General features: G+C 69.9%; 15 protein-coding genes. 6 read left to right on the top strand and 9 right to left on the bottom strand.

All coding sequences use genetic code 11. The annotated features are described in order from the left end of the window. Positions 1 to 114 precede the first annotated feature (114 nt). From WME76_RS47275 to WME76_RS47265, 3 genes are all read right to left on the bottom strand, one after another. Positions 115 to 642 (bottom strand): SRPBCC domain-containing protein, encoded by a 528-nt coding sequence (locus WME76_RS47275; RefSeq protein WP_437962791.1) that lies wholly within the window; start codon positions 640 to 642, stop codon positions 115 to 117. 63 nt (positions 643 to 705) lie between these two features. After that, complete coding sequence (locus tag WME76_RS47270; protein ID WP_437962790.1) at positions 706 to 1,158, bottom strand: ArsR/SmtB family transcription factor; 453 nt, start codon at positions 1,156 to 1,158, stop codon at positions 706 to 708. A gap of 119 nt (positions 1,159 to 1,277) precedes the next feature. Continuing rightward, positions 1,278 to 2,411: a substrate-binding domain-containing protein gene (locus WME76_RS47265; protein WP_437962789.1), complete on the bottom strand. Its 1,134-nt coding sequence runs from the start codon at positions 2,409 to 2,411 to the stop codon at positions 1,278 to 1,280. A gap of 544 nt (positions 2,412 to 2,955) precedes the next feature. Between WME76_RS47265 and WME76_RS47260 the strand changes: the two genes are divergently transcribed. Next, on the top strand, positions 2,956 to 3,939 hold the full coding sequence (locus WME76_RS47260) for a hypothetical protein (RefSeq protein WP_437962788.1): 984 nt from the start codon (positions 2,956 to 2,958) through the stop codon (positions 3,937 to 3,939). A gap of 275 nt (positions 3,940 to 4,214) precedes the next feature. On the opposite strand, the gene WME76_RS47255 is transcribed toward WME76_RS47260, so the two are convergent. After that, positions 4,215 to 5,228, bottom strand: a complete 1,014-nt coding sequence (locus WME76_RS47255; RefSeq protein ID WP_437962787.1) for an RICIN domain-containing protein — start codon at positions 5,226 to 5,228, stop codon at positions 4,215 to 4,217. An 849-nt stretch (positions 5,229 to 6,077) separates the two neighbouring features. Between WME76_RS47255 and WME76_RS47250 the strand changes: the two genes are divergently transcribed. The 3 genes from WME76_RS47250 to WME76_RS47240 are packed head-to-tail and all read left to right on the top strand — an operon-like array spanning position 6,078 to position 9,967. Further along, positions 6,078 to 7,523, top strand: coding sequence for a protein kinase domain-containing protein (locus WME76_RS47250; protein ID WP_437962786.1), 1,446 nt, complete (start codon positions 6,078 to 6,080; stop codon positions 7,521 to 7,523). A 58-nt stretch (positions 7,524 to 7,581) separates the two neighbouring features. Further along, on the top strand, positions 7,582 to 8,625 hold the full coding sequence (locus WME76_RS47245; protein ID WP_437962785.1) for a hypothetical protein: 1,044 nt from the start codon (positions 7,582 to 7,584) through the stop codon (positions 8,623 to 8,625). Between the two features lie 10 nt (positions 8,626 to 8,635). Further along, the gene (locus WME76_RS47240) at positions 8,636 to 9,967 is read left to right on the top strand and encodes a hypothetical protein (protein WP_437962784.1); all 1,332 of its coding nucleotides are present in this window, start codon (positions 8,636 to 8,638) and stop codon (positions 9,965 to 9,967) included. 225 nt (positions 9,968 to 10,192) lie between these two features. Here WME76_RS47240 and WME76_RS47235 read toward each other — a convergent pair whose 3' ends face one another. The 5 genes from WME76_RS47235 to WME76_RS47215 form a co-directional block, all read right to left on the bottom strand. Beyond that, on the bottom strand, positions 10,193 to 11,515 hold the full coding sequence (locus tag WME76_RS47235; RefSeq protein ID WP_437962783.1) for a NosD domain-containing protein: 1,323 nt from the start codon (positions 11,513 to 11,515) through the stop codon (positions 10,193 to 10,195). A 699-nt stretch (positions 11,516 to 12,214) separates the two neighbouring features. Beyond that, the gene (locus tag WME76_RS47230; protein WP_437962782.1) at positions 12,215 to 13,756 is read right to left on the bottom strand and encodes a hypothetical protein; all 1,542 of its coding nucleotides are present in this window, start codon (positions 13,754 to 13,756) and stop codon (positions 12,215 to 12,217) included. Beyond that, positions 13,753 to 14,415 (bottom strand): fused MFS/spermidine synthase, encoded by a 663-nt coding sequence (locus tag WME76_RS47225; RefSeq protein WP_437962781.1) that lies wholly within the window; start codon positions 14,413 to 14,415, stop codon positions 13,753 to 13,755. Before WME76_RS47225 ends, WME76_RS47230 begins: the two co-directional genes overlap by 4 nt. A gap of 31 nt (positions 14,416 to 14,446) precedes the next feature. Further along, positions 14,447 to 15,949 (bottom strand): phytoene desaturase family protein, encoded by a 1,503-nt coding sequence (locus WME76_RS47220; RefSeq protein WP_437962780.1) that lies wholly within the window; start codon positions 15,947 to 15,949, stop codon positions 14,447 to 14,449. Between the two features lie 188 nt (positions 15,950 to 16,137). Next, a complete protein-coding gene (locus tag WME76_RS47215) occupies positions 16,138 to 18,654 on the bottom strand; it encodes an RTX toxin (RefSeq protein WP_437962779.1) in 2,517 nt (838 codons plus the stop codon). Positions 18,655 to 19,226: 572 nt separating this feature from the next. Here WME76_RS47215 and WME76_RS47210 point away from each other — a divergent pair. Together WME76_RS47210 and WME76_RS47205 are read left to right on the top strand one after the other, a co-directional pair. Next, positions 19,227 to 20,687, top strand: a complete 1,461-nt coding sequence (locus WME76_RS47210; protein WP_437962778.1) for an FG-GAP-like repeat-containing protein — start codon at positions 19,227 to 19,229, stop codon at positions 20,685 to 20,687. 100 nt (positions 20,688 to 20,787) lie between these two features. Then, positions 20,788 to 22,350: an MYXO-CTERM sorting domain-containing protein gene (locus WME76_RS47205; RefSeq protein ID WP_437962777.1), complete on the top strand. Its 1,563-nt coding sequence runs from the start codon at positions 20,788 to 20,790 to the stop codon at positions 22,348 to 22,350. The last annotated feature ends 479 nt before the right edge of the window (positions 22,351 to 22,829 follow it).

Raw genomic sequence — 22,829 nt, 5'->3', positions numbered from 1 at the left:
GCGGCGATCGCGTGGGGCGAAGCGCAGGCTCGGGCGCTCAGCAACCGCCCTGCGCGTCCACCACGTTCACGAACGGCTCGCCCTGCACACGACGACTCCGGAGCCCGCTGGGCGTCATCGTGCGTTGACGGCAGCGTTGCCCTGGCTCCGCTCGCCGAGGAGCGCGTCCAGCTTTTGATAACAGGCTTCCATGCCCTGATCCATGCCGGAAGCGAGCGCGCCGTCGCGGTCTTCTTTCGAGTCGTAGGTTTGCGTGATGCTCATCGCAGTGCCGGCGCCCTGATCGGCGAACTCGTGCTTTTCCACGAGCGAGCCAACGGTCTGGCCCGACCCCAATGCCATCGTTTCCGTGTGAACGGCGTGCTCGTGCAGGGCCACCTCCGTGAACTCGCCCCGGAGCGTCATGACCGGATCGGCTTCATCGCTCTTCCACGACACCGAGAGCTTGCCGCCCACGCGCGCATCACACTCGCAGGTGGCCATGGTCCAGCCCGGCGGCGGCAGCATCCAGCGACGCATCCTGTCCGGAGTGAACATGGCCTCCCACACCAGCCGACGAGGCGCGTCGAACGTGCGGGTGAGGACGATGGTGGTGTCCGTGGGGGTTGAGATTTGCAGGCCCTGGGGTGACGTGGTGTTCATGGTGTTGTGACTCGTGACAGACGACCGAGAGGGGTCGGAATGGGTTGAATGGCGGTGAGACGCTCAGGTCCGGCGGGCACGCGCTCGCTCCTCGGACTTCATCTCGTCGAGCAGCGAGTCCAGCGCTTCGAAGCGGGCCTCCCAGTGCTGGCGGAACGACCCGGTCCAGAGCGTCGCTTCCTTGAGCGGCGCGGCCTCCAGGCGGCAGAAATGCTGCCGGCCTTCGACGCGGCGCCGGATGAGCTTGGCGTGCTCCAGCACGCGCACGTGCTTCGTGGCCGCCGGGAAAGTCATCTTCAGGGGCGCGGCCAGCTCGCTGAGGTTGCGCTCCCCGCCCGAGAGTTGCCGGATGATCGCCCGCCGGGCCGGGTGGGCCAGGGCGTGAAACACGAGGTCCAGCCGGGGCGAGCGATCCAAAACCATGTGGTTTACTATACCAAATGGTTTCACGAGATCAACCACGAAGATCGTCCCGCGCGCACGGTCGGCGTCGCTCGCCGGCGTGGACGGGCCCATCGCGCGTGGACGACGGCTGGTCGTGCAGGAGCGTGAAGCCCGACGGGGGAGTCACGTCCGGAGGATCGGCGACGACCTCGAGCGCGGCGAGGAGCAGATCCTCCTCGAGCTGCGCGCCGCTACTGCTCTGCGCCGACCTCGTCGAGGAACTGGTTGTAGGCGTCGACCTTCGTCCACGGGACCACGTCGACGCCGAGGTCGAACTGGCTGCCTTCGACGAGGTGCGGCGCGAGGATCTCCTTGAGCGCGTCGAGGCCGATGCTCTTGATGCCGTAGACGACGTAGGGCCCGAGGTACCCCTCGTAGTACTGCCGCTGGACGTGCGTGGCCTTGATGCGACCCTGGCGCATAAACCCGGCGGTCTCCGGCGCGAAGTCGAAGGTGACGATGGGGAGGTCCGGCGCGTCCGCGGCGTCCGCGGCCAGCACGCATCGATACGAGTCGATGAACATTCCGATCAGGCCCACGACGGGCGGGTCGGCGTCCTCGATCTCTCCTCTCATCAAATCGACGTCCATGGCTTCGTCATGATAGATGGACTGATGTACCAGAACGTGGTAACCGGCATTCTCGAACACGCCCCTGGCGCCCTTGGTTCGATTGACACCGTCGGCCCAGATCGGGTCGGCCCAGCCGTGGATGAGCACCGTGCCCGGCCCCTCGGGCAGCATCTCGAGCAGGGTGTTCCCTGCCACGGCCCCGGCATACTCGTTGAGTATCCCGACGTAGATCTGGCGCTTCGAGTTCGCCAGGTCGGCGTCGAGCGTCACCACGGGGATCCCCTTCGCGACGGCCTCGTCGAGCGCGGCCGCGTTGCCTTCGCCGACGGGCGTGATGACTATCCCCTCGGCGCCTTCCGCCACCGACTGTTTGATGTGTTGAGTCTGGAATTTCGTCAATTCCTCTAGCTCTGTCTCAGCACTGTAAGGCGCGAGCACGTTCCCCGTGGCCCTCCCGGAGACCCCGAGCTCACCCATGGCTCGGTTCGCGCCCGTGGCGATCGGCGCAAAGAAGCCGTCGAGGGACTTCAGCAACACCGAGATCTGCATCGGTTCGATCGAGCTCTTGTTGATCTCGGCGACGAGCTCGTCGATGGTCGCCTCGATCTCGAGCGGGATGAACTCGCTCCGAGGAAGCGGCGTTCGCTGGATGGGCGCGGCTGTCTGCGCCGCGTCCGGATCGCTCGATCCGCATGCCGCCGTCGTCAGCGTGAGGCCGATGGCCGCTGCCCAGTTTCGCCCAATCATCGTCATGAGATCCCCCTGCTACGTTGTCGCTCGTTCGTACGTGGTTCGTGCGGTCGCGCGCGGCACCCTTGTGCGCAGATCAGACCTGATGCGCGCCCGGCGTCCGGAGACGGCCCACTCGATCACGACGATCGAGTCGGCAGCGGGACAAGCGGCCAGCGCATCACGTGCCTGTTCCCCCCGGAGCGATGCGACGCGACAGGTCACATCGAGTCCTTGCGCGATCTGATGGACATCGCATCACAGCAAGGAGCCGCATGTCAAGCGGCGTCCAGGGTGAAATCTTCCAATCTGGATGGCTGGATCACGCCAAGCTGCTGTGGAGACCTCTGGGGTCAGGATCCATCCTCGGAGATCGCGTTCCTTGTACGTGGATGGCGGCTCCTCAGCCGAGAGGTGAGCACGAGGACGCCGAGGCGGATCCGCGCCGCGTCGGAGCGGACGCTGGCGCCGGCCGTGGATGCCCATCGCGAGCATGCGTCCACACACGATGTTTTCGTGTTGCTCTGTGAAATCAAACTTTTTGCCCCGCAACGCGTCGAGGTGGACCGTGCTCTACCCCCATGACGACGACGCCTGTAACGCCCGACGTGACGACCCCTACAGGAACCTCGCCGAGCTCACTCGCAACGCCAAGGAGCTTCGACGGCAGATCCGCGATGGCGACCCGACCAGGCGCGTCCGCCATGGGATCGCAGGCATCATGCTCCTCCCGCTCGTGACAGTGATCGGCTGCACCGATTCACCCGTCCACGACTTCTCCGTCAACGACTTCCATGACGCCATCCTTGGCGCGCTCTGTGCGGACCTCACCGCATGCTGCGGCGTGACGGTTCCTGCAGACGCGTGCGTGGACCAGCTCCGATCCTCGATGGGCAGGCACCCCGAGCTCCTGGCGGAAGCTGTCGCGGCAGGGCGGATCGAGTTCCGCGAGGGTCCGGCGCACTCTTGCATCGATCAACTGCGAGCGCTGTCGTGCCCCGACTTCGAGGCAATGGGAGCCGCCGGGGCGTGGCCCGCATGCCACGGCGCGTTCGTCGCGAAGGTCGCGACGGGGGGCGACTGCGCGGTGTCCGCGGAATGCGCAGACGCGGACACCTACTGCGAGGTCGCGACCTTTGCGCACCTCGGTACGTGCGTGGTGAAGCCGGGGGCCGGCGATCCATGCACGCGCGAATGTGGCGATGGCCTCGTGTGCCCGAGCAAACGTGGCTCTTTTTGCGTCGCGGCGAAGCCCGACGGCCAGGCATGTGCGAGCGACCTCGCGTGCCTGAGCGGCTACTGCAAGGACTCAGGGGGTGAGACCATCTGCAGCGACCCCGAGGCCAACGGGCAGCCGTGCGCCGATGGCAGTCAGTGCAAAGAGGGCAACTGCGACACCTCGAGCGACCCACCCGTCTGTGCGCCGAAGAGGCCGAACGGCGCGACATGCACCACGGGCGACGAATGCGCGAATGGCGCGTGCGTGGACCCTCAAGGTTCGGGCGTGTACACGTGCGCTTCGGCGGCGTCCGGATGCTCCATCTCCCTCTGATCGGCATGACCGTTTCGCGGGAGCCGCCACGCTTGCGCTTCGGAGCGGCGTCGTCGTCCGCCTTCGTGGGCTCTTCTGGCTTCGCAGGGCGCGGTCCGATGCGCTTGCGCCATGGACGGCGGATGGTTGACGGCAGCGACGGCAGCCCACGGTGGTGATCTCGCTCACGCCAGGGTCTCGCCGGCGCGCCGAGCACCGTCTCCGGCGGCGCGCCGCCGGAGCACGGCCGCGCCCCGTCACGGGGACCGACGCAGCGGCAGACATGATCGCGGCCATCACGGCTTGACCCACCACACCTCGGTGGAACTCCCGGCGCAGGCCTCCTGCTCGAGCGCGACGCCGTCATCCTGGCTGTAGCTGGCGAGGTTGAGGCACTTGCCCGAGTGCTTGGCGGCGAGGTGCGTCCCGCCGTCGTTCGCCTCGACCCGCCATGCCTGGTTGTCGCCTCCGTTGCAGCGCCACTGGACGACCGCGGCGCCGTCGCGCTTGCTGGCGCCCTTGACGTCGAGGCATTTGCCCGATTTGCGGTTGACGATGTTGTAGTATCCGTCGCGCCTCGGCACGAGCTTCCAGCGCTGGTTGTCGTTGCCGTTGCAGGACGAGGTGACCACGCCGGCGCCGTCGGCAGCGCTCCCCTGGACGACGTCGAGGCACTTGTCGTTCTCCTCGCTCACGATCAGGCCGGAGAAACCCCAGTCGTAGGCGAGGCGAACGCCGAAGATGTCGGTCTCGCTGAGCTTGCCGTTGCCGTCCCTCGGGTTGCAGTAGTTCATGGCGGAGTCGAGATCCCAGCTCCCAATCACGAGGTCACCGTCGGCGCCCTGGCGCTCTTCCACGCAGGAGCTCGGCGTGTCGAAGCGGTTGTGCTCGTGAGCGAACCCGAGCGCGTGGCCGAACTCGTGGACCGCGAGGCCGCGGATGCAGTACTCCTGCGCGAGCTGGCACTCCGTGCCCCACTCGTTGAAGGTGAAGTTCAGGACCAGGCCGGCGCTGACGCCGTCGAGCTGGTTGCCGAGGTACTTCGCGTGAGGCCGGGTGTCCTCGATCCGGATGTGGATGCCCGGCGAGTCGCTCTCGCATGTCCCCCAGCCGGTGAAGTTGATCGACGAGACGGCGTCCCAGGTCTTCGTGACCTGGTCCTGGGCCCAGCCGCGCTCGGCGTCGTCGTCGCCGGGGTTCTCCCAGCAGACGGGGATGTCGCGGTCCTGCCAGAGGTTGAGCGACGCGGCGAAGATCGCGTCGGAGCCGGTGTCGATGTATTCGCTGCTCTCCTCGACGTCCGCGGCCACACATGCTGTGAGGGCTGAAGCTCCAAGGCACAGACCGACGATTCGCCTCGAGGTAATCATGGGTTACTCCAGGGGATGTCCGCGGCGCGAGCTGCGCTGGAACAGGGCAGCTCATGCGGGCCGACAAGGGTTGATGCGGCCGTCGAACAGCGGTTCTGCCGTCGTGCGACGTCGCCCAGGTCCGGTGACCGTCGCCCGTGGATTTAGCAAGGTCGAGGCCAGCGAGCTGGATGCGCCTGCGGGACAGCGGCTCCGGCGAGCGAGCCTGCCTCCGGGCGTCCGCTCCTGGCCAGGCGCGCGGGGTTCGAAGGCGTCCCGAGGCGGCGACGTCCGCCTGGCCCCCCTGTTCAGCGGCCGACGCGCGCCGCGGCCCGATGGCAATCCTTGCCATCGCACCACGGCAAGCATTGCCTCACCGGCAAGCCTTGCTGGCCGGTCATCGCCGGCGTGGCGCGCAGGCTCGGTTGGCGCCAGGACTCAGGTCAGAGGTCGGCCGGCTCCGGCGCGTGGGGCGCAGGCGGCGCTGCGGCCACGTCTTCGGGCCTGCCGCCGTTCCGCGCAGCTCGCGCCGTTCACCGCGCGCTCGGCCCGACAGGGCGGCGAGGAAGCGCTTGCCGCCGAGCGCGTCGAGGCCGTCCTTGCGGATCCGCTGGATCCGGAGCTCGCTCTCGGACCATTGCAGCATGTCCGTTGTACACCATGTCCCACATCGGGAGCGCTCCTGCTGCCCGCGGCATCATCTCCCCCGGGCATGTGAGGGTTGCCAGCGAGTTTCAGGGCGGCGGAGCGCGCGCGAGGCCATCAAGCGGCGCTTGACCTCCCGGAGCCGCTGAGACCACATGGGGAGCCATGCGCACCGTCCCGGTCCAGCCCGGCGACATCCTGGCGGGCAAGTACCGCGTGGAGCGTCTGCTCGGCACGGGGAGCATGGGGGTCGTCGTCGCGGCGGTCCACGTCGAGCTCGGCCAGCGCGTGGCCGTCAAGTTCATGCGCTCGGTCCACGACGTCGCCGCCGGCGCGCGCCCGCGCTTCCTGCGCGAGGCGCGCGCGGCGGTGCGGCTGCGCAGCCAGCACGTCGCCCGCGTGTTCGACGTCGGCACCCTCGAGGGCGGGGCGCCGTACATCGTCATGGAGTTCCTCGAAGGGCGGGATCTCGCCGCGTTGCTCAGGGAGCGCGGGTCGCTCTCGCTCGACGACGCCGTGGAGTACGTCCTCCAGACGTGCGAGGCCGTCGGCGAGGCCCACGCCGCCGGGATCGTGCACCGCGACCTGAAGCCGGCGAACCTCTTCGTCACGCACGACGTCAGCGGCTCGCCGTGCATCAAGGTCCTCGACTTCGGCATCTCGAAGATCAGCGGCGCGGACCTCGCCCTCACCGATGACGACCAGACGCTCGGCTCCCCCTACTACATGTCGCCCGAGCAGATGATCTCGTCGAAGGACGTCGACGCGCGCAGCGATCTCTGGGCGCTCGGCGTCCTCTTGTACGAGCTCCTCGCCGGGCAGACGCCGTTTCACGCGGACACCTTGCCGGAGTTCTACGGGCGCATCCTCGCGGCCCGGCCGACGCCGCTCCGCGAGCGCCGCAGCGACGTGCCCCCGGAGCTCGACGCCGCGATCCAGCGGTGCTTGACGCACGATCGCGAGCAGCGCTGGAGCGACGTGGCAGCCTTCGCCGGCGCCCTCGCGCCTCACGCGCCCGCGCGAGCGCGGGGCTATCCGGAGCGGGTCTCGCGCGTGCTCGACCTGCAGCGGCTGTCTTCGTCGGGATCCAGGGACGAGCCGGCGGCGCGCCGCGTGGAGCCGCCTCCGCCGCCGGCCAGCGCCGAAGCCGCCGAGGAGACCGCGAAGCTCCCGCCGAATTCCGTGGAGGAGACGGCGCACACCCTGTCCCCGCCTCGCAGCACCTCGTCGTCCTACGAGCTGCTGGGGGCGAAGCCGCGCCGCCGGGCGCTCCTCCTCTTCGCCGGCGCGCTCGTCGCGGGCGCGGCGCTCGCGGCGCTCGTCGGCGGTAGGCGAGAGGGGGCGCCACCCCCGGCGCCGACAGGCGCGCAGGCGGCCGCCTCGGGGTCGCCGGACGCGGCCCCGCCGGCGCCCGATGAGCCGCAGGCTCCTCCCTCCACGATCGCCTCTCACGGCGCGAGCGCGACGGCGCAGGCGGAGCCCACCTCGCCTCCGGCGACGGCGAAGGCCACGCGGAAGGCGACGAAGCCCCTCCTGCGGGCGAAGCCCCCCGCCGAGGGCCCTCGCACCCCGAAGCCTGAGCCGACGTTTTCGTACGATGAGCGGCGCTGACACGGGGACAAGGGCGAGGGGTGCCGATATCCTCCGGGCGGTGCGTGGCCCAGGCCCGATGCGTGTGAAGCGCGGCGTCATCGCTGCCAGTGCGCTGGTCCTGTCGTTATCGCTCGCGCCGCGCGCCCTCGCGGACCCGACCGCCGAGGACCGGGCGGCCGCCGACGTGCTCTTCCGCGAGGGGCGCGCGCTCATCAAGCAGGGCAGCTACGCCCTCGGGTGCTCGAAGCTCGTCGCCAGCCAGAAGCTGGAGCCGATGGCCGGGACGCTGCTCGCCCTGGCGGATTGCTACGAGCTCAATGGGGAGACGGCGAGCGCCTGGGCGACCTTCAACGACGCCGAGGCGATGGCGCGCAAAGCGGGCGATCCGCGGCGCTCGAAGGAGGCGGCGCGGCGCGCGGGTCTCCTCGAACCGCGGCTCTCGAGGCTCGTCATCGAGGTGGCGCCGGAGGCCCGGGTCGAGGGGCTCGAGGTGCGGCGCAACACGAAGCTGCTCGATGCGGCGCTGTTCGGCTCGGCGATCCCGGTCAATCCGGGCGAGCATGCCATCGAGGCGGCGGCGCCTGGCAAGAAGGCATGGAGCGCGAAGGTGCTCATCGAGCCGATGGCCGGGCAGAGCACGGTACGCGTCCCTCGACTCGAGGACGCGCCCCCGCCAGGAGCGGCCACCGCGCCCGCGCCGGAGCGGCCCTCGCGCGCGCGTGCGGCCACGAGCGCCGCGCCCGCGGCGAGCTCGTGGAGCGCGCAGAAGACCGTGGGGCTCGTGCTGGGCGGGGTGAGCTTGGCCGGGATCGCGGTAGGCGCGGTGTTCGGCGTCGATACGCTCTTGAAAGTCGGTGAGGCGCGCAGCCAGCACGGGTGCACCGACGACGACCCTCCCCGTTGTGACGCCGAGGGGATCAAGCTCCATCAGGCCGCCAATACGACCGCCAACATCTCCAACGTGGCGTTCGCGGCGGGAGGCGCGGCGCTCATCGCGGGCCTGGTCGTGTTCCTGACCGCGCCGTCGAGCGAGGCCGCGCCGAAGGCGGCGCTGGAGGTGCGCCTTCAGCCCGCGGTCGGGGTGGGGACGGCGGGGATGTCGTTGCGAGGTAGTTTTTGAGATGCGAGAGATGCGACCATGGAAGCTCGTCATCGCCGGGGGCGCTCTGCTCGTCGCCGGCTGCCAGCTCGTCGCGGGCGTGCGCACCGACGCGGAGCTGGACCAGGAGGGGAGCGGCGGCAAAGGGTGCACCGTTCCTTCCGACTGCCCGGGCGGCGCCTGTCAGGACGGCGTCTGCAAGCCGGCCGAGGCGAAGTGCGTGCTGGACCTCGATCCGTTCGACATCCTCACGTCCGAAGACCTCGGAGGCCATGATGTCGACGCCTCCTCGCTCGTGCTGGCGAGCGGCCCCGGTCGCGTCTTCGTCTCGGTCATCGACAAGACGGCGAGCCGGCTCGTGATCGGGACGGTGCACGAGCTCCGGGACCCTGTCGGATCCAAGGCGGAGTTCCCCCTCGCCGACGGAGCGGCCCTCGTTACCGGCCGCGAGTCGGGAGGGCAATTGACCCTGCTGGGCAGGGTGGGGTCCGACATCGGGCAGCTCGTCTTCCTCACGACCACCGACGGCGTCTCGTCGGAGGGGACGTTCCAGCGGTTCCCCGCGCTCGCCCCGGAGTGCTCGAGCCCCAACGTCGCCGCGTCGATGGCGTTCGCCCAGGCGGGCGATGAGATCTTTTACGCCGCGACCTGCGAGGCGCCGGGCGGCTCGACGCGATCGCTCGTCGTCGGCGGGTCGGCCGGGCCTGCGCCGACCCTGGTGGCCCAGGGCCCGCGTACCGACGCCTCGCTCAACGTGCGCTTCTACACGGTCACGAGCGGCCGGCATCTCCTCCTGCTGGACGACAGCGCGACCGGAGAAGCGTTCTTCAGGACGGGCGCCGCCGCCGCCGATCTCGGCGTGGCGCACCAGATCCAGTTCAGCCCATCTCCTGAAGAGGTCGAGTCTTTCTTCGGAGCGTTCCCGCTGCCGGAGGGCGATGGGGTCACGCTCTTGATCGCGCACATCATACCTCCGCCGAGGCTCGCCGTCTCGGCGGAGGTGGGCGTCGTGAGGGACTTCTCGTCGCTCGTCGAGGTCCCCCCGCCCGGCTTCACCCCTGTCTTCGAGCTCAAGAACGTGAGCCAGTACAACCCCCCGGGCCCGCCCGTGAGCGACGGCGAGAACGTGTATGTGACGTTGGTGCCGCACCCTGGAAAGACCGTGAATCTGGGCTGGTTTACGCGGACGGGTGAGTCCTTGCTCCCTCAGGAGCATGTCTTCTCCCTCCCGGACGGCAGCAGCGCGCAGATCCTCAGCTCGACCGTCGCGCAGCTCGGCACCAAGCTGCTCGTCGCCTGGATCGAGCAACTCGACGGCGCAACGTCGGTGCGAGGCCAGCGGCTGATCTGCGCGCTGTCATGAGCGCAGACGCGCCGCGCGCGGCGCTCACCCTGGAAGCGGTCGCGAGACCCTAGGTGCGCAGGAGTCCGGCCACCTCTGGCCGGCGGCGGACTCCTGGCGGGCGGAGCTACGAGGCGTTCCGGCGCGACTCGTTGCTCTTCGTCTCCGACGTCGACGTGGCGCCGAGCGAGGTCGCGCCGCCGGACGTGCCCGCGGCGACGAGCTCGCGGCGACGCACCGGCGCGATCAATCCGGCGCGCCCGAGGTGTCGACCTCGTGGGCACCGATGTCAACCGCACCACCGACGGGCCGCGGGGTCCCGTCCAGATCGTCCGGCACGGCGAGGTCGAGGAGGGCCCCACGGTTCATCGCTGGCGAGCCGAGCCTCAGGCGATAGTCGTCGCTCGCCGGGTCGACGAACAGCGCCTCCGGCGCCACGACGAACGAGTGCCTGTCTTGCCCTGTCGCTCGTTGCCACGCCGCGAGGCTGATGATCGTCGCCCCCCCATCCCTGCTGAAGCGGTTCACGACCACGTTGTGATCGCTGTGGAAGCAAGGATCCTCCGCGCCGCCGGGGTAGATCAGGATGGAGCCCCTGTCGAGGCGCGGCGTGTAGAGGATGTTGTTCACGATCCTGTTGCACCTTGGGTTGGCGATGCCGTCCGGCGATGCGGGGATGTTGATCACCCAGCGGCTGCCCTCCGCCATCACGATGGTGTTGTTGTAGACCTTGTTGCGGCTGGAGCCTTCGCTGCCGTCGATCGCGTAGAGAGATATCCCGCTCGCGTGATTGCTGAAGAGCAGGTTGTTCCGGATGACGCTGTCGCTGACGCCGTCGCAGTTGATGGCCGAGGCGCCCGCGACGCCGTTCTCCCAGATGACGTTGGCCTCGACCGTGGCGAAGCTGATGAGCCCGTCGCCGGGCGTGAAGTTCCTGTCGCCGTTCATGTGAACGCCGGCCGATTGGTTGTGGTGGAGGAGATTGCCGCGAACCACGGGGAAGTCGCCGCTGTTGCTCGTGTAGACGCCGTGCTCGCCGTTGGACTCGGACTCGTTGCCCTGGATGACCGTAAAATCGCTGAACGCCGTGAAGATCCCGGTTCTCCCGCTGTCGTGGACGTGGCAGTTCTGGACCGTGATGTCGCGCGTGCCGCGCAGGTCGACGCCGGATCTGACGGCGCCAGGGATATCGAAGCCGTCGATCACCCAGTGCTGAACGACGCCGTCGAACAGCTCGACCTCGATGTTGCTGCCATGCTGGTTGTTCGGCCCCGCGGTGGCCACCACGGCTCCCCAGGGCGGCACGGCCCGCAGGGTCTTGGGCCGGCCGGCCTCGCCCGAGCGCTCGATGCGACACCCCGCGTAGACTCCTGGCAATACGATGGTCGTGTCGCCAGGACCCATGGTGTCGACCGCGTGCTGGAGCGTCGCCCACGCCCTTCTGGCGGCCAGGCCGTCGTTCGCGTCGTTGCCGACGTCGTCGACATAAAATGTCCTCGCCGCCGCCGGCCCGTGGATCAGGGCGACTGCGGTGAACGTCAACAGGGATAGAGCACCGTTGATACCCATCTCCAAGCTCCTTGTGAAGGATGTTGGCCGTCACGGACGAATGCACACACACACGCGCGAGCTCTCATGAATGTCCCGGGGCGCCGACGTCCTGCGGCGCGCTGGGCGCCATCGGCGTTGCGCTCGAAGCGCGCCCAGCACGTCCGAAGTCGCTTTGTCCGACCCGCTCCGCCGTGACGTCGCGCCACGGTGGATCGCAAGCCTGAACATCGACGCCGCCGGGGACGTTGACAGAGACGCCCGTATCGGTCCTGCGCGAAGATCTCTTGTGCGAATTTCCTGAGATTGCCGAAAGACGGGCAGAGGATAAACCCGGGCAAGCACGGTCGCAATGCGCAAATGCATCGGGTCGCGGCGAAGGCCACGACGTCGTGGACGCGCATCGGTTCGCGCGCGACGGCGGGTGAACGGAGCGCGTCCGGCCGTGGTGCGCGCTCCGGAAGGAGGGGTGTTCGCTGGCGCAGACGTCTCGAACGGGAGCTCAGCGACCTTGCGCGCCGCGCGCTTGTCGTGGTGGACCTGACGGCTCGACTCGTGCCCGGCCCGATCGGAGATCCACGTCTCGGTGCGCCCGTTCGCTGACTTGATGGTGATGAAGGTCGCACGGGTCAATGCCTCGACGGCGGGCGCCGTGCCGCCGGCGCGGGAGAGCAGACATGTGTCCTGTCGTTCGAGCGGCACAGCCCTGCGCGAGTCGCGCTAAGGGTACGTGTCGAACGCCCACCATTCCGTCGCCATGTTGTCGTCGGTGATGATCGGGGCATCCTGCGTCCGCCGCAGGATCGACTCCCGGCTCTCCCAGGTGGGCCCGCCGCGCCAGTCCTGCTCTTTCAGCAGATCGAGCTGCGCGGCGCGGCTGCCGGCGGGCAGCACGGGGAGGCCGTCGAGCTGCCAGGCGTCGAGCTTCCTCTCGAAGCGCGCGTGGTCGATGGCGATCGGATCGTCGCTCGCGATCAGCATGTTCTGGTAGCGGAGGGCGTGGGGGAACACGGTCGCCCCGGTCTTCTGAGCCGCGGTGGACATCGTGGTGTTGTAGTAGAGCGCGCCGCCCAGCTTCAGGTGCCGGCGGGACAGCTCCAGCATCTCCCGGGAGAGCAACATCGAGGCGTACGAGCGCCAGTACACGAGCGTGTTCTCGACGATGACGTCGAAGCGCCGCGAGGTCCGCCCCAGGTAGCGCCGGCCATCGTCGATGAGGAGCTCCACCTTGGGGTTGTCCAGCGCGCTCGCGACGACGGGCGCGCGCCGCGCCGCCTCGACGAACCCGGGGTTGATCTCGACCACGGTGAGGTGCTCGACGTCGGGATCGTTCGCCAGCACCTGAAGCCAGGAGCCGGACCCGAGGCCGATCATGAGGATGTCGCGCGGCCGGGGGTGGAACGCGGACACCAGGTAAGCCCGCAGCACCCGGTTCTCGTCCTCTTCCGGCAGCGGGCTGACGTTGGCGATGCCCTCGTAGGATCCGCCGCCGTACACGGTGCCCGACCGGGAGATCGTCACGACGCCTTCGCGACGCTCGATGACGTGGGCGAAGCGACCGTGTTCGCGGTACTCCTCCCCGTAAAGGAGCTTCTCGTAGAGGTCACCGTACAGCGCTTCCGCCGACCCCACGAAGGACGCGACGGCGGCGGCCAGGATCGCGCCGCTGAACACGCGCGAGCGCGCCGTCCTCGACGCGGAGAGCATGAGCGTCGCGCCGAGCGCGGCGCCAGCCATCGCGAGGGCCACGTTGAGCTCGCGCAGGGGCAAGACATCCAGCAGCACGAGGCCGGTGACCAGGCTGCCCAGCGTCGAGCCCACGATGTTGCCGACGTAGACGTAGGACAGCCGCGCGCCGGCCAGCTCGTCCGCGCGGATCCCGAAGTGGCACAGGAGCGGAAACCCCGCGCCGAGGCAGGCGCTGGCGAGCGCGAAGACAGGCAGCGTCGAGGCCGGCTCCACGCCGCGGCCGACGAGGTGCGCGACGGCGGGGGCCACGAGGAAGGCCGCGAGAGCCCCGGCGAAGATCACCCCGCCCACCCGGTAGAGCTGCCCGGAGCGCTCCGCCGCCGCGCTCCGGCAGTAGCGACCGGCGAGGAGCGAGCCGACGGCCAGACCGGCGAGGTAGGTCGCGAGCAGAAAGCCGAAGGCGTCCGGCGCGCCTTCGGTCGCAAAGCTGTAGACCCGGACCCAGAGGACCTCGTGCGAGAGCGCGAGACAGCCGCCGAGCGTGGCGACGAGGACGGCAACGAGGAGCCTCATGGCGCGCCGCGACGCCGCCGGCGCAGCACCATCACGAGCACGCCGACGAGGACGTTGAGCGCCGCGGCGACCTGCGCGGTGGCCCGGAGGCCCAGCCCGCCCAGCAGGTAGCGCGCCGCCAGGAAGGCGCCGAACGCCGCGCCCAGCGTGTTGATGAAGTAGAGGTTACCCAGCGAGCGACCGACGTTATGCGACCGCGACGTGGCGTGCCCGACAAGGAGGGGAAGCGTGGCTCCCATCAGCATGACCGGGAGCACCACGAGCAGGAAGGCCACCCCACCGGTGGCGACATGGCCAATGCCGTGCGTGATGTCTGCGATCAGCGCGAAGAGGCGGAGGCTGAAGGCGCCGTAGAGGCCGATCCCGAGCTCGGCGAGCGCGAACAGCGTCACCGCAGCTCGCGGGTACCGGCGCGAGAGCGCGCCACCCACGAGGCTCCCGAGGCCGAGACCCAGCATGAACGCGGTGACGACGATCGTGACCGACAGGACGTCGACGCCGTAGATCGCGTGGAGCGCGCGCTGCCAGACGACCTGATACACCAGCGCTGCCGAGCCCGAGAGGAAGAACACCGGGAAGAGCCAGGGCTCCAGGGCTCGCGCCTCCTGCTGCTCGGCGGCCGGCGGGGCGAGCTGGGTCGCGAGGGGCTGCGCGGGCATGCTTGCGTCCCTCGAGGGAATCCGGGGGGATCTACCCGCGCGGCGGGAGCTGGGCGCGGGGCGCGGGCATGGACAGGGCGGGCGCGGGCCGCTGGAACACGCGCCGCAGCGCGGCCGCGGCGGCGTGATAACCGCACATGCCGTGGACGCCGCCGCCGGGCGGCGTCGAGCTGGAGCAGAGGTAGAGCGAGGGGTTGGGCGTGGAGTAAGGGCTGAGGCTCGCGACGGGGCGCGCGAAGATCTGGAGCCAGTCGTTGGCGCCGCCGGCGATGTCGCCGCCGACGTAGTTCTCGTTGTAACGCTGCCAGTCGGCGGGGGCGCGGGCGGCGCGCGCGCGCACGAGATCGCGGAACCCCGGGGCGAAGCGCTCCATCTGCGCCTCGATGCGCGCGGTCATGTCGACCTCGCAGCCGGGCGGCACGTGGCAGTAGACCCAGGCGGTGTGCTTGCCGGCGGGGGCGCGCGTGTCGTCGAACAGGCTCTGCTGCGCGACGAGGCAGAAGGGGCGCTCCGCGGGCGCGTCGCCGGCGAGCGCGCGCTCGGAGGCCACCAGCTCGTCGAGCGTGCCGCCCACGTGCACCGTGGCCGCGCGCGCGGCGGCGGGCGACTTCCACGGGATGGGGCCGTCGAGGGCGTAGTCGATCTTGAACACGCCGGGGCCGTGGCGGAAGCGCTCGAGTCGGCGGCGGTAGCCCGCCGGGAGCCGGTCGCCGGCGATGCGGGCCATCGCGGCCGGCGTCGTGTCGAACAGGTACGCACGCGCCTCGGGGAGCTCGTCGAGCGACGCGACGGTGCGGCCCGTCTCGATCTCGTCGCCGCGCGCGCGCAGGATCGCGGCCAGCGCGTCCATGAGCGCCTGCGAGCCGGTGCGCACCACCGGCCAGCCCACCGCGTGCGCGGCGAGGGCGAGCACGATGCCGAAGGAGGCCGAGAACAGCGCCTCGAGCGGCAGGAACGAGTGCGCCGCGCAGCCGCCGAACAGCCCGCGCGCGGCGTCGCCGCGGAACGTGTCGCGCGCGAGCCCCTGCGCCGAGCGGATGGCCGAGAGGCCGAAGCGCGCGAGCAGGAGCGGGTGGCGCGGCGGGATGCGCAGCGGGCCGAGCAGCTCCTCGAAGAGGGCGCCTTCGCCCGCGAGCAGCGGCGAGAGCAGGTCGCGCCAGGCGGCCGCGTCCTCCTCGCCCAGCGTCTCGGCCATGCGATCGAGCTCGGGGTAGAGCACGCCGGCCCGCCCGTCGGGCAGCGGGTGCGCGAGCGCCGCCTCGGGGTAGATCCACGCGACGCCGTGCTCCTCGAGCGGCAGCGTCCGCAAGAAGGGCGAGATCACCGCGGTCGGGTGGATGGCGGAGCAGACGTCATGGCGGAAGCCGGGCCCGGTGAGCTCGGCCGTGCGCGCGCCGCCGCCCACGGTGGCGCGCGCCTCGATCACGCGCACCTGGAGGCCGGCCCCGGCCAGCGCGACGGCCGCGGCGAGCCCGTTCGGTCCCGCCCCGATCACCACGGCATCCAAGGCGCGAGTCCCCGGGGCAGCCGGCATGGGAGAAGGCGGTACCCGATCGCGGGGTGGACGGGAATGAAATTCTGCAGCGGCGACGGGCCGCGGGCTCGGCCGTGATCGGCCGGGCACGGCGACGATCTCGCCGGCGCCTGCCTCACCAGCATCCGCGCCGGCGTGACCGATGAAGGCCGTCCCGCGCGGCTCGCAGTCGGCCGAGGAGAGGGCGTCTAGGGCGCCAGCGGGGGATAGATCTTGCCGTGATCGCGAGCGCCCCAGCAGTACACCGTGCCGTCCGTCTTCCGCCCGCACGTGTGTTCGCCGCTCGCGGCGATCTCGACGAAGGTCCCCTTGGGATCCGTGGACTCGCCGAACCAGTTGCTCCCCCAGCAGTCCACGGCGCCGCCCGCCTTCATCCCGCAGGTATATCCGGAGCCCGCGCTGACCTGGACGAAGGTGCCTGTGGGCGCCGTGGTCTGGCTGCCCCAGCAGGACACCGTGCCGTCCGACCTCACCCCGCAGCTGTGACTGACACCCGCGCTGATCTGGACGAAGGTGTCCGCGGGCTCCGCGGCCTGGCCAGAGGCGTTGGAGCCCCAGCAGTCCACTGCGCCCCCCACCCTCAGGCCGCACGAATGAGAGCCGCCCGCGCTGACCTGCGTGAAGGTCCCCGACGGCGGCGTGGCCCTGCCGCTGTCGTTGCTCCCCCAGCAGTACACCGTGCCGTCCACCCTCACGCCGCAGTTATGAAAGCTCCCCGCCTCGAACTGGGTGTACGTCCCGGGGGGGTCCGCGCCCTGGCCGGAGCTGTTCCAGCCCCAGCAGTCCACCGTGCCGTCCGTCTTCAGCCCGCACGTGTGTAAGTTGCCGCCGCTCACCTTGGTGAAGGTGCCAGGGGGCGGCGTCGATTGCTCGTAATTATCGCGCCCCCAGCAAGCGACGGTGCCATCGGTCCTCACACCGCAGCTGTGGTCGTAGCCCGCGGCGATGCTCGTGAACACCTCCGTCTGCGTCGCGGACTGCTCCGAGGAGTTGTCTCCCCAGCAAGCCACGATGCCGTTCGTCATGAGCCCGCAGGTGTGCTGGTTGCCCGCGTTGATGGCGATGAAGGTGCCACCGGGCGGCGAGGACTGGCCGTAGGTGTTCCGCCCCCAGCAATCCACGGTGCCGTTCAGCATCAGTCCGCAGTTGTGGTATTCACCCACGCTGATCTGCGTGTAGGGCCCGGGCTTGTCCACAGCCTGGCCGTCTCCGTTGAGGCCCCAGCAGTCCACCGAGCCACCCGACTTCAGCCCGCAGCTGTGGTCCGCTCCGACGCCGACCTGCGTGAAGATCCCCGTCTGGTCCGCGGCCCGACCGCCGCTGTTGTTTCCCCAGCAGTCGATGGTGCTGTCCGTCTTCAGCCCGCAGCTATGGTAGTAGCCTGCGCTGACGTGCATGAAGCTCCCCGCCGGAGCCGTGGCCTGGTTCTCGTCGTTTCGCCCCCAGCAGTGGACCGTGTGGTTCGCCTTCACGCCGCAGTTGTGCAGCCCGCCCGTGCTGACCTGGATGAATTTGCCCGTGGGGTCTGCGCCCTGGCCATGGCTGTCGGACCCCCAGCAGTTCACCGTCCCGTTGTTCCGCACCCCGCAGCTGTGGTTCCTGCCCGCGGCGATCTGCCTGTAAAGATCGCTCGGCTCCGTGGACTGGTTCAAGGTGTTGTCACCCCAGCAGCGCACCTGACCGGTGTTGGTCAGCACGCAGGCGTGCGAGCCGCCCGCCGAGACGGCGGCGCGCCCGAAGATCGTGCTGCTGTTCGGGTCATACCCGTTTGTCCCCCAGCAGTCCACGGTGCCATCCATCTTCAGTCCGCAGTGGGTTCCGCCCCCCGAGGCGACCTGGGCGAAGTTGCCCGAGGGAGGCGTGGTGCCCCCGTACGCGGTGTCCCCCCAGCACTCGATCGTGCCGTCCGTCCTCAGCCCGCAGGTGGTGGCGAAGCCTGAGGCGATCTGGGTGAAGGTGGTGGCGGAGTTCGCGGGCAGGTCGCCCATGGTACCCCAGCAGTTGACCGTGCCGTTCGTCCTCAGCCCGCAGGTATGATAGCCGCCTGCGCTGATCTGTACGTAAGTGTCCGAAGGGACGGCGGCGCTCGTTCCCCAGCAGTGCACCGCGCCGTTGCTGCTCAGCGCGCAGGCGTGAGCGTCGCCCGCGCTGACCTGTACATAGGTGCCCGTGGGCGGCGCTTCGTGGCTGAGGTTGATCAGCCCCCAGCAATCGACCGTGCCATCGGTCCTCACCCCGCAGCTGTGGTAGCCGCCCGCGCTGACCTGGAGGAATGTACCCCCAGGATACGTGGACTTTCCCCCGTCGTCGGAGCCCCAGCAATCGAGCGAGCCGTCGGTCTTCACCCCGCACACGTGGCGATCGCCGGCGCTGATCTGGCGGAAGGGGTAATCGACGTCCTCCGGGACCTCTGCCGCGGGGTTGGTCCCGAGACCGCAGCAGAGCGCGCCGCCCCAGCACTCGACCATCCCGTCCGGCCTCAGCGCGCAGGCGTAGTTCACCCCCGCGGTCACGATCGGCTCGTCGGTCACGAGCCTGCGCGGCGTGTCCTCGCTGTCGAGGCCCTGCGAGATCGCGGCGATGTCGTGCTCCCCCGTGCCGTGTTCGCTCGGCATCTCTCCGACACACCCGAGCAAGGACGGCGCGATGAAGCTCAGCGCGAGCCAGGAGCCGAGCCTCCGGCCACCCCTCTCGCGCACGGTCATGGTCAATGGTTTTCTGGGCATAGTTGCGCTCATGAACTGCAACCTTCAGGCCAGGCCCAGGCAAGCACGTTCAGGGGCGGTCCGCGCGTCAACGGTGGTCCAGGTCCGCCGGAGCAGCGGACGTGCCAGTCCGGAGCGGCGCGCCCTCGTCCGAGGTGGCGCGACGCTCCCCGCGATCCGCAGGCGCCCGCGCGTGGCCGGACGACTTGGCACCCTGGCACGGTGCATCTGGCACGTGCCAGCTGGCACCTGCCCGATGCCACCCTGGCACGTGCCACCTGGCACGTGCCGCGCACGCGGGCACACGTAGCCTTCTCCTGCGGTTCTCGGAGCGCGCGCGGACCATCGAGCTCGCAGCAACTGGCTCTGGAGGGGCGCACAGGACCTTTGGTACGGCTCCTGCAAAAGCCGAAGTCGCTGCAGCGAACGTCGCGTCCCTCCGCGGACGCCCTCGCCCACCGCTGGACGAGGGCCTCCGAGGTACAGGCTGCGCGACGCTTCGTGGCCCCGCAGCGCAGGCCCCGCGCCGAGAACCGCGTGGACCTGCACGAACCTATCCTTGGGAAATTAGCATGAAAAGCATTCATCGTGTTGCCCTCAGTGCCACTGCCATTCTCCTGGGCCTCGGCTGCAGCGCCGGCGACGGCGTCGCTCCGGACGACATCGAAGGAGGCGCCGACGTCGCCGAGGAGGGCCAGGAGCTCTACGTCGAGACGGGGAACATCTGGGATACGCTCTTCATCCCCGTGTGCTGGGAGAACGCCGCGAGCTCGACCACCGAGAAAGGATGGGTGCGCGACGCGGTGCTGGACACCTGGGAGGCGGCCTCGGCGGTGCGTTTCCAGGGCTGGGGCACCTGCGCCAGCGGCGCCGATGGGATTCGCATCAGGGTCTCTGACGAGCAGCCCCACACCGATGACCTCGGCGACGCGCTCGACGGCGTGACCAGCGGGATGGTGCTCAACTTCACCTTCAACAACTGGAACTCGGTCTGCCAGACGAACCGCGAGAGCTGCATTCGAAGCATCGCCGTGCACGAGTTCGGCCACGCCCTCGGCTTCGCGCACGAGCAGAACCGCCCGGACACGCCGAGCTCGTGCGACAAAGCTTCAGGCCATTATGGCGACCACACCGTCGGCGCGTGGGATCTGAGCTCGGTGATGAACTACTGCAACCCCACATGGAACAACGGCGGGGTGCTCAGCGCGACCGACAAGGAAGGCGTGATGCGCTACTACAGCGGCTTTGCGGTGTCCTGGGCGGGCACGAGCGCGTGGGATTCCATCAACGCGTCGGATGCCCCGCTGTCCGAGCTCCGGGTGGGTGATTTCAACGGAGATGGCAAGGACGACATCTTCCGCGCCGACGGCTCGGCGTGGTACTACTCCTCCGGCGGCACCGGGGCCTGGACGCTGCTCCGCAACTCCGGCTACACCATCTCCGACCTCCGGTTTGCGGACTTCAACGGGGATGGCAAGACCGACGTGTTCAACGCCGACGGCTCGGCGTGGTGGGTGTGCTTCGGCGGCACCGGCAGCTGGACGCAGCTCAACGCCTCGAGCGCCGCCCTCTCGGACCTCCGGTTTGGGGACTTCAACGGGGATGGCAAGGACGACGTGTTCCGCGCCACCGGCTCGGCGTGGCAGATGTCCTCCGGCGGCACCGGCGGCTGGACGCAGCTCAACGCGTCCAGCGTCACCGTCTCCGACCTCCGGTTTGCGGACTTCAACGGGGATGGCAAGGACGACGTGTTCCGCGCCACCGGCTCGGCGTGGCAGATGTCGTCCGGCGGCACCGGCGCCTGGACGCAGCTCAACGCGTCCAGCATCCCCGTCTCGGACCTCAAGTTCGCGGACTTCAACGGGGATGGCAAGGCCGACGCGTTCCGCGCCACCGGCACGACGTGGCAGATGTCCTCCGGCGCCACCGCCGGCTGGTCGACCTTGAACACCGCCAGCTCGACGCTCTCCCAGGTCGCGCTCGGCGACTTCAACAACGACGGCAAGGCGGACGTCTTCAAGGCCTGGCACTGAGCCGATCCATACGTCCCACCCGCGGGGCGTGCCGCGCCCGTCCGTCACACGTCGCACAAGCCGTCTTGACGGACGGGCGCACCGGCGCATTCTGGCAGCCATGTCGCCACGCCGCGCGCCCATCGCTCCGCTCGCCCTGCTCACCTCCCTCCTCCTCGCCGCCCCCGCCGCGGCGGCCGTCGTGCCGGTCGGCACCACCGACGAGCTCGTCGCCGCGATCGGCGCGGCCAAGGCCGGTGACGAGATCGTCCTCGCCTCGGGCACCTACGCCTTCGACGGCGTCTCCTGCGCCGCCGCAGGCACCGAGGCCGCGCCGATCGTCGTGCGCGCCGCCGAGCCGCTCGGCGCGATCATCGAGCTGTCGGGCCTCGAGGGCTTCAAGGTCAGCGGCCCGAACTGGCACTTCGAAGACCTCGACATCCGCGGCGTCTGCGCCGACGACGCGGACTGCGAGCACGCCTTCCACGTGGTCGGCGCCGCGAGCCGCTTCACCCTCCGCCGCTCGAAGGTGCGGGACTTCAACGCCCAGCTCAAGATCAACGCCGCGCAGGTGGACGGCGTCTGGACGGCCCCCGACGACGGGCTGATCGAGCGATCGGAGCTGTTCGACACCCACCCGCGCAGGACCAGCAATCCCGTCACCAAGATCAACATCGACGGCGGCAAGCGCTGGAGCGTGCGCGACAGCTACCTGCACGACTTCCAGAAAGACGGCGGCGACGCTGTCAGCTACGCCGCGTTCATGAAGAGCGGCGGCTCCGACGGGCTCTTCGAGCGCAACCTCGTCGTCTGCACCACCAGCGGCTCGCCGGACGGCGTGCGCATCGGGCTGTCGTTCGGCGGCGGCGGCACGGGGGCGCAGTACTGCGCCCCGGCCTACGACCCCGACGTGCCCTGCGAGGTCGAGCACACCGGCGGAACGATGCGAAACAACATCATCGCGAGCTGCTCGGACGTCGGGATCTATCTGAACCGCGCGGCGGACACGCGGCTTCATTTCAATACGCTGATCGCGACGAGCGGGATCGACTTCCGCTTCGCGACGACCAGCGGCGTCGCGCGCGGCAACGTGCTCACGGGCAAGATCCGCGACCGCGACCGGGCCACGCACCAGGAGAGTGACAACCTGGCCGAGGTAGGACTCGAGACGTTTCAAACGTGGTACGAGAATCCAGGTCTCGGCGACCTGCACCTCAAAGGGGATGTGGCGTCGCTCGTCGGCGAAGCGCCCGCCGAGGCCGCGGTGACCGACGACTACTGCGCGCGCGGGCGGCCGGGCAGCGGGAGCTTCACGCTCGGCGCGCTCGAACATTCGCTCGGCGACTGCGCGACGGTGCCACCGCCGGGGCCCTCCGGCGAAGGGGGCGCGGGCGGCGGCGCCACCGGCTCGGGCGGGATGGGCAGCGGCACCGGAGCCGCGGGCGGGATGGGCAGCGGCACCGGAGCCGCGGGCGGGGGTGAGGCGGGCGGCACGGGCGAGGGCGCAGGCAGCGGCGCCGGCGCGGCCGGCGGGGGCGGCGACGCCTCCAGTGACGGCGAGGGCTGCGGCTGCCGCGCCGCGGGCGTCGGCGGGGATGACGCCCTTGGCCTGCTGACGGCGGTCCTCGCCGCGTTCGCCCTCCGGCGACGACAGGCCTCCTCATCGCGGAGCGACGCCAGCTAGTTCCGCGCATCAGAAATCCTGCCAGGGATCTGCCTCGCGAGCGAAGAGAGATTTCAACGTAAAGACGCCAAGAGCGCAAAGACGCAAAAATGCAGAAAATTGTTTCTTGCGCCTTTGCGCCTTTGCGTTGAAATTCTTCCTCGGCCATTCCTGGCAGGACTTCGGGCGGGCGGAACTAGGCGGAGCGCTCCGCAGTCGGCATCGCGGAGCGACGCCAGCTAGGCGGAGCGCTCCGCGTCGGCGACGAGGAGCTTCACGTAGGCGGGATCAGGTAGGGGTCGTCGCCGTGCGTGGTTCCCGGGCGCGAAGGTGCGCCGCGCCGGGCTCCAGGGCAAGCGGGGGGCGCCGGCGTGCGCTGCCAGGCGAGCCGCTCCGCGCCGAGGAGCGAGCCCGTCGCTCGCCCCGGTCGCGGCCGGGCCGAGCGCCGCGCGGGGAGCGGGGAGCGGCGGTGTTGCACCCGGTTGCACCCGGTTGCACCC

This window comes from Sorangium sp. So ce119 (assembly GCF_051524405.1).
Classification (GTDB): Bacteria; Myxococcota_A; Polyangia; order Polyangiales; family Polyangiaceae; genus Sorangium; species Sorangium cellulosum_G.
The sequence above is the reverse complement of the archived record's forward strand: the minus strand, read 5'-3'. Positions and strand labels throughout refer to the sequence as shown.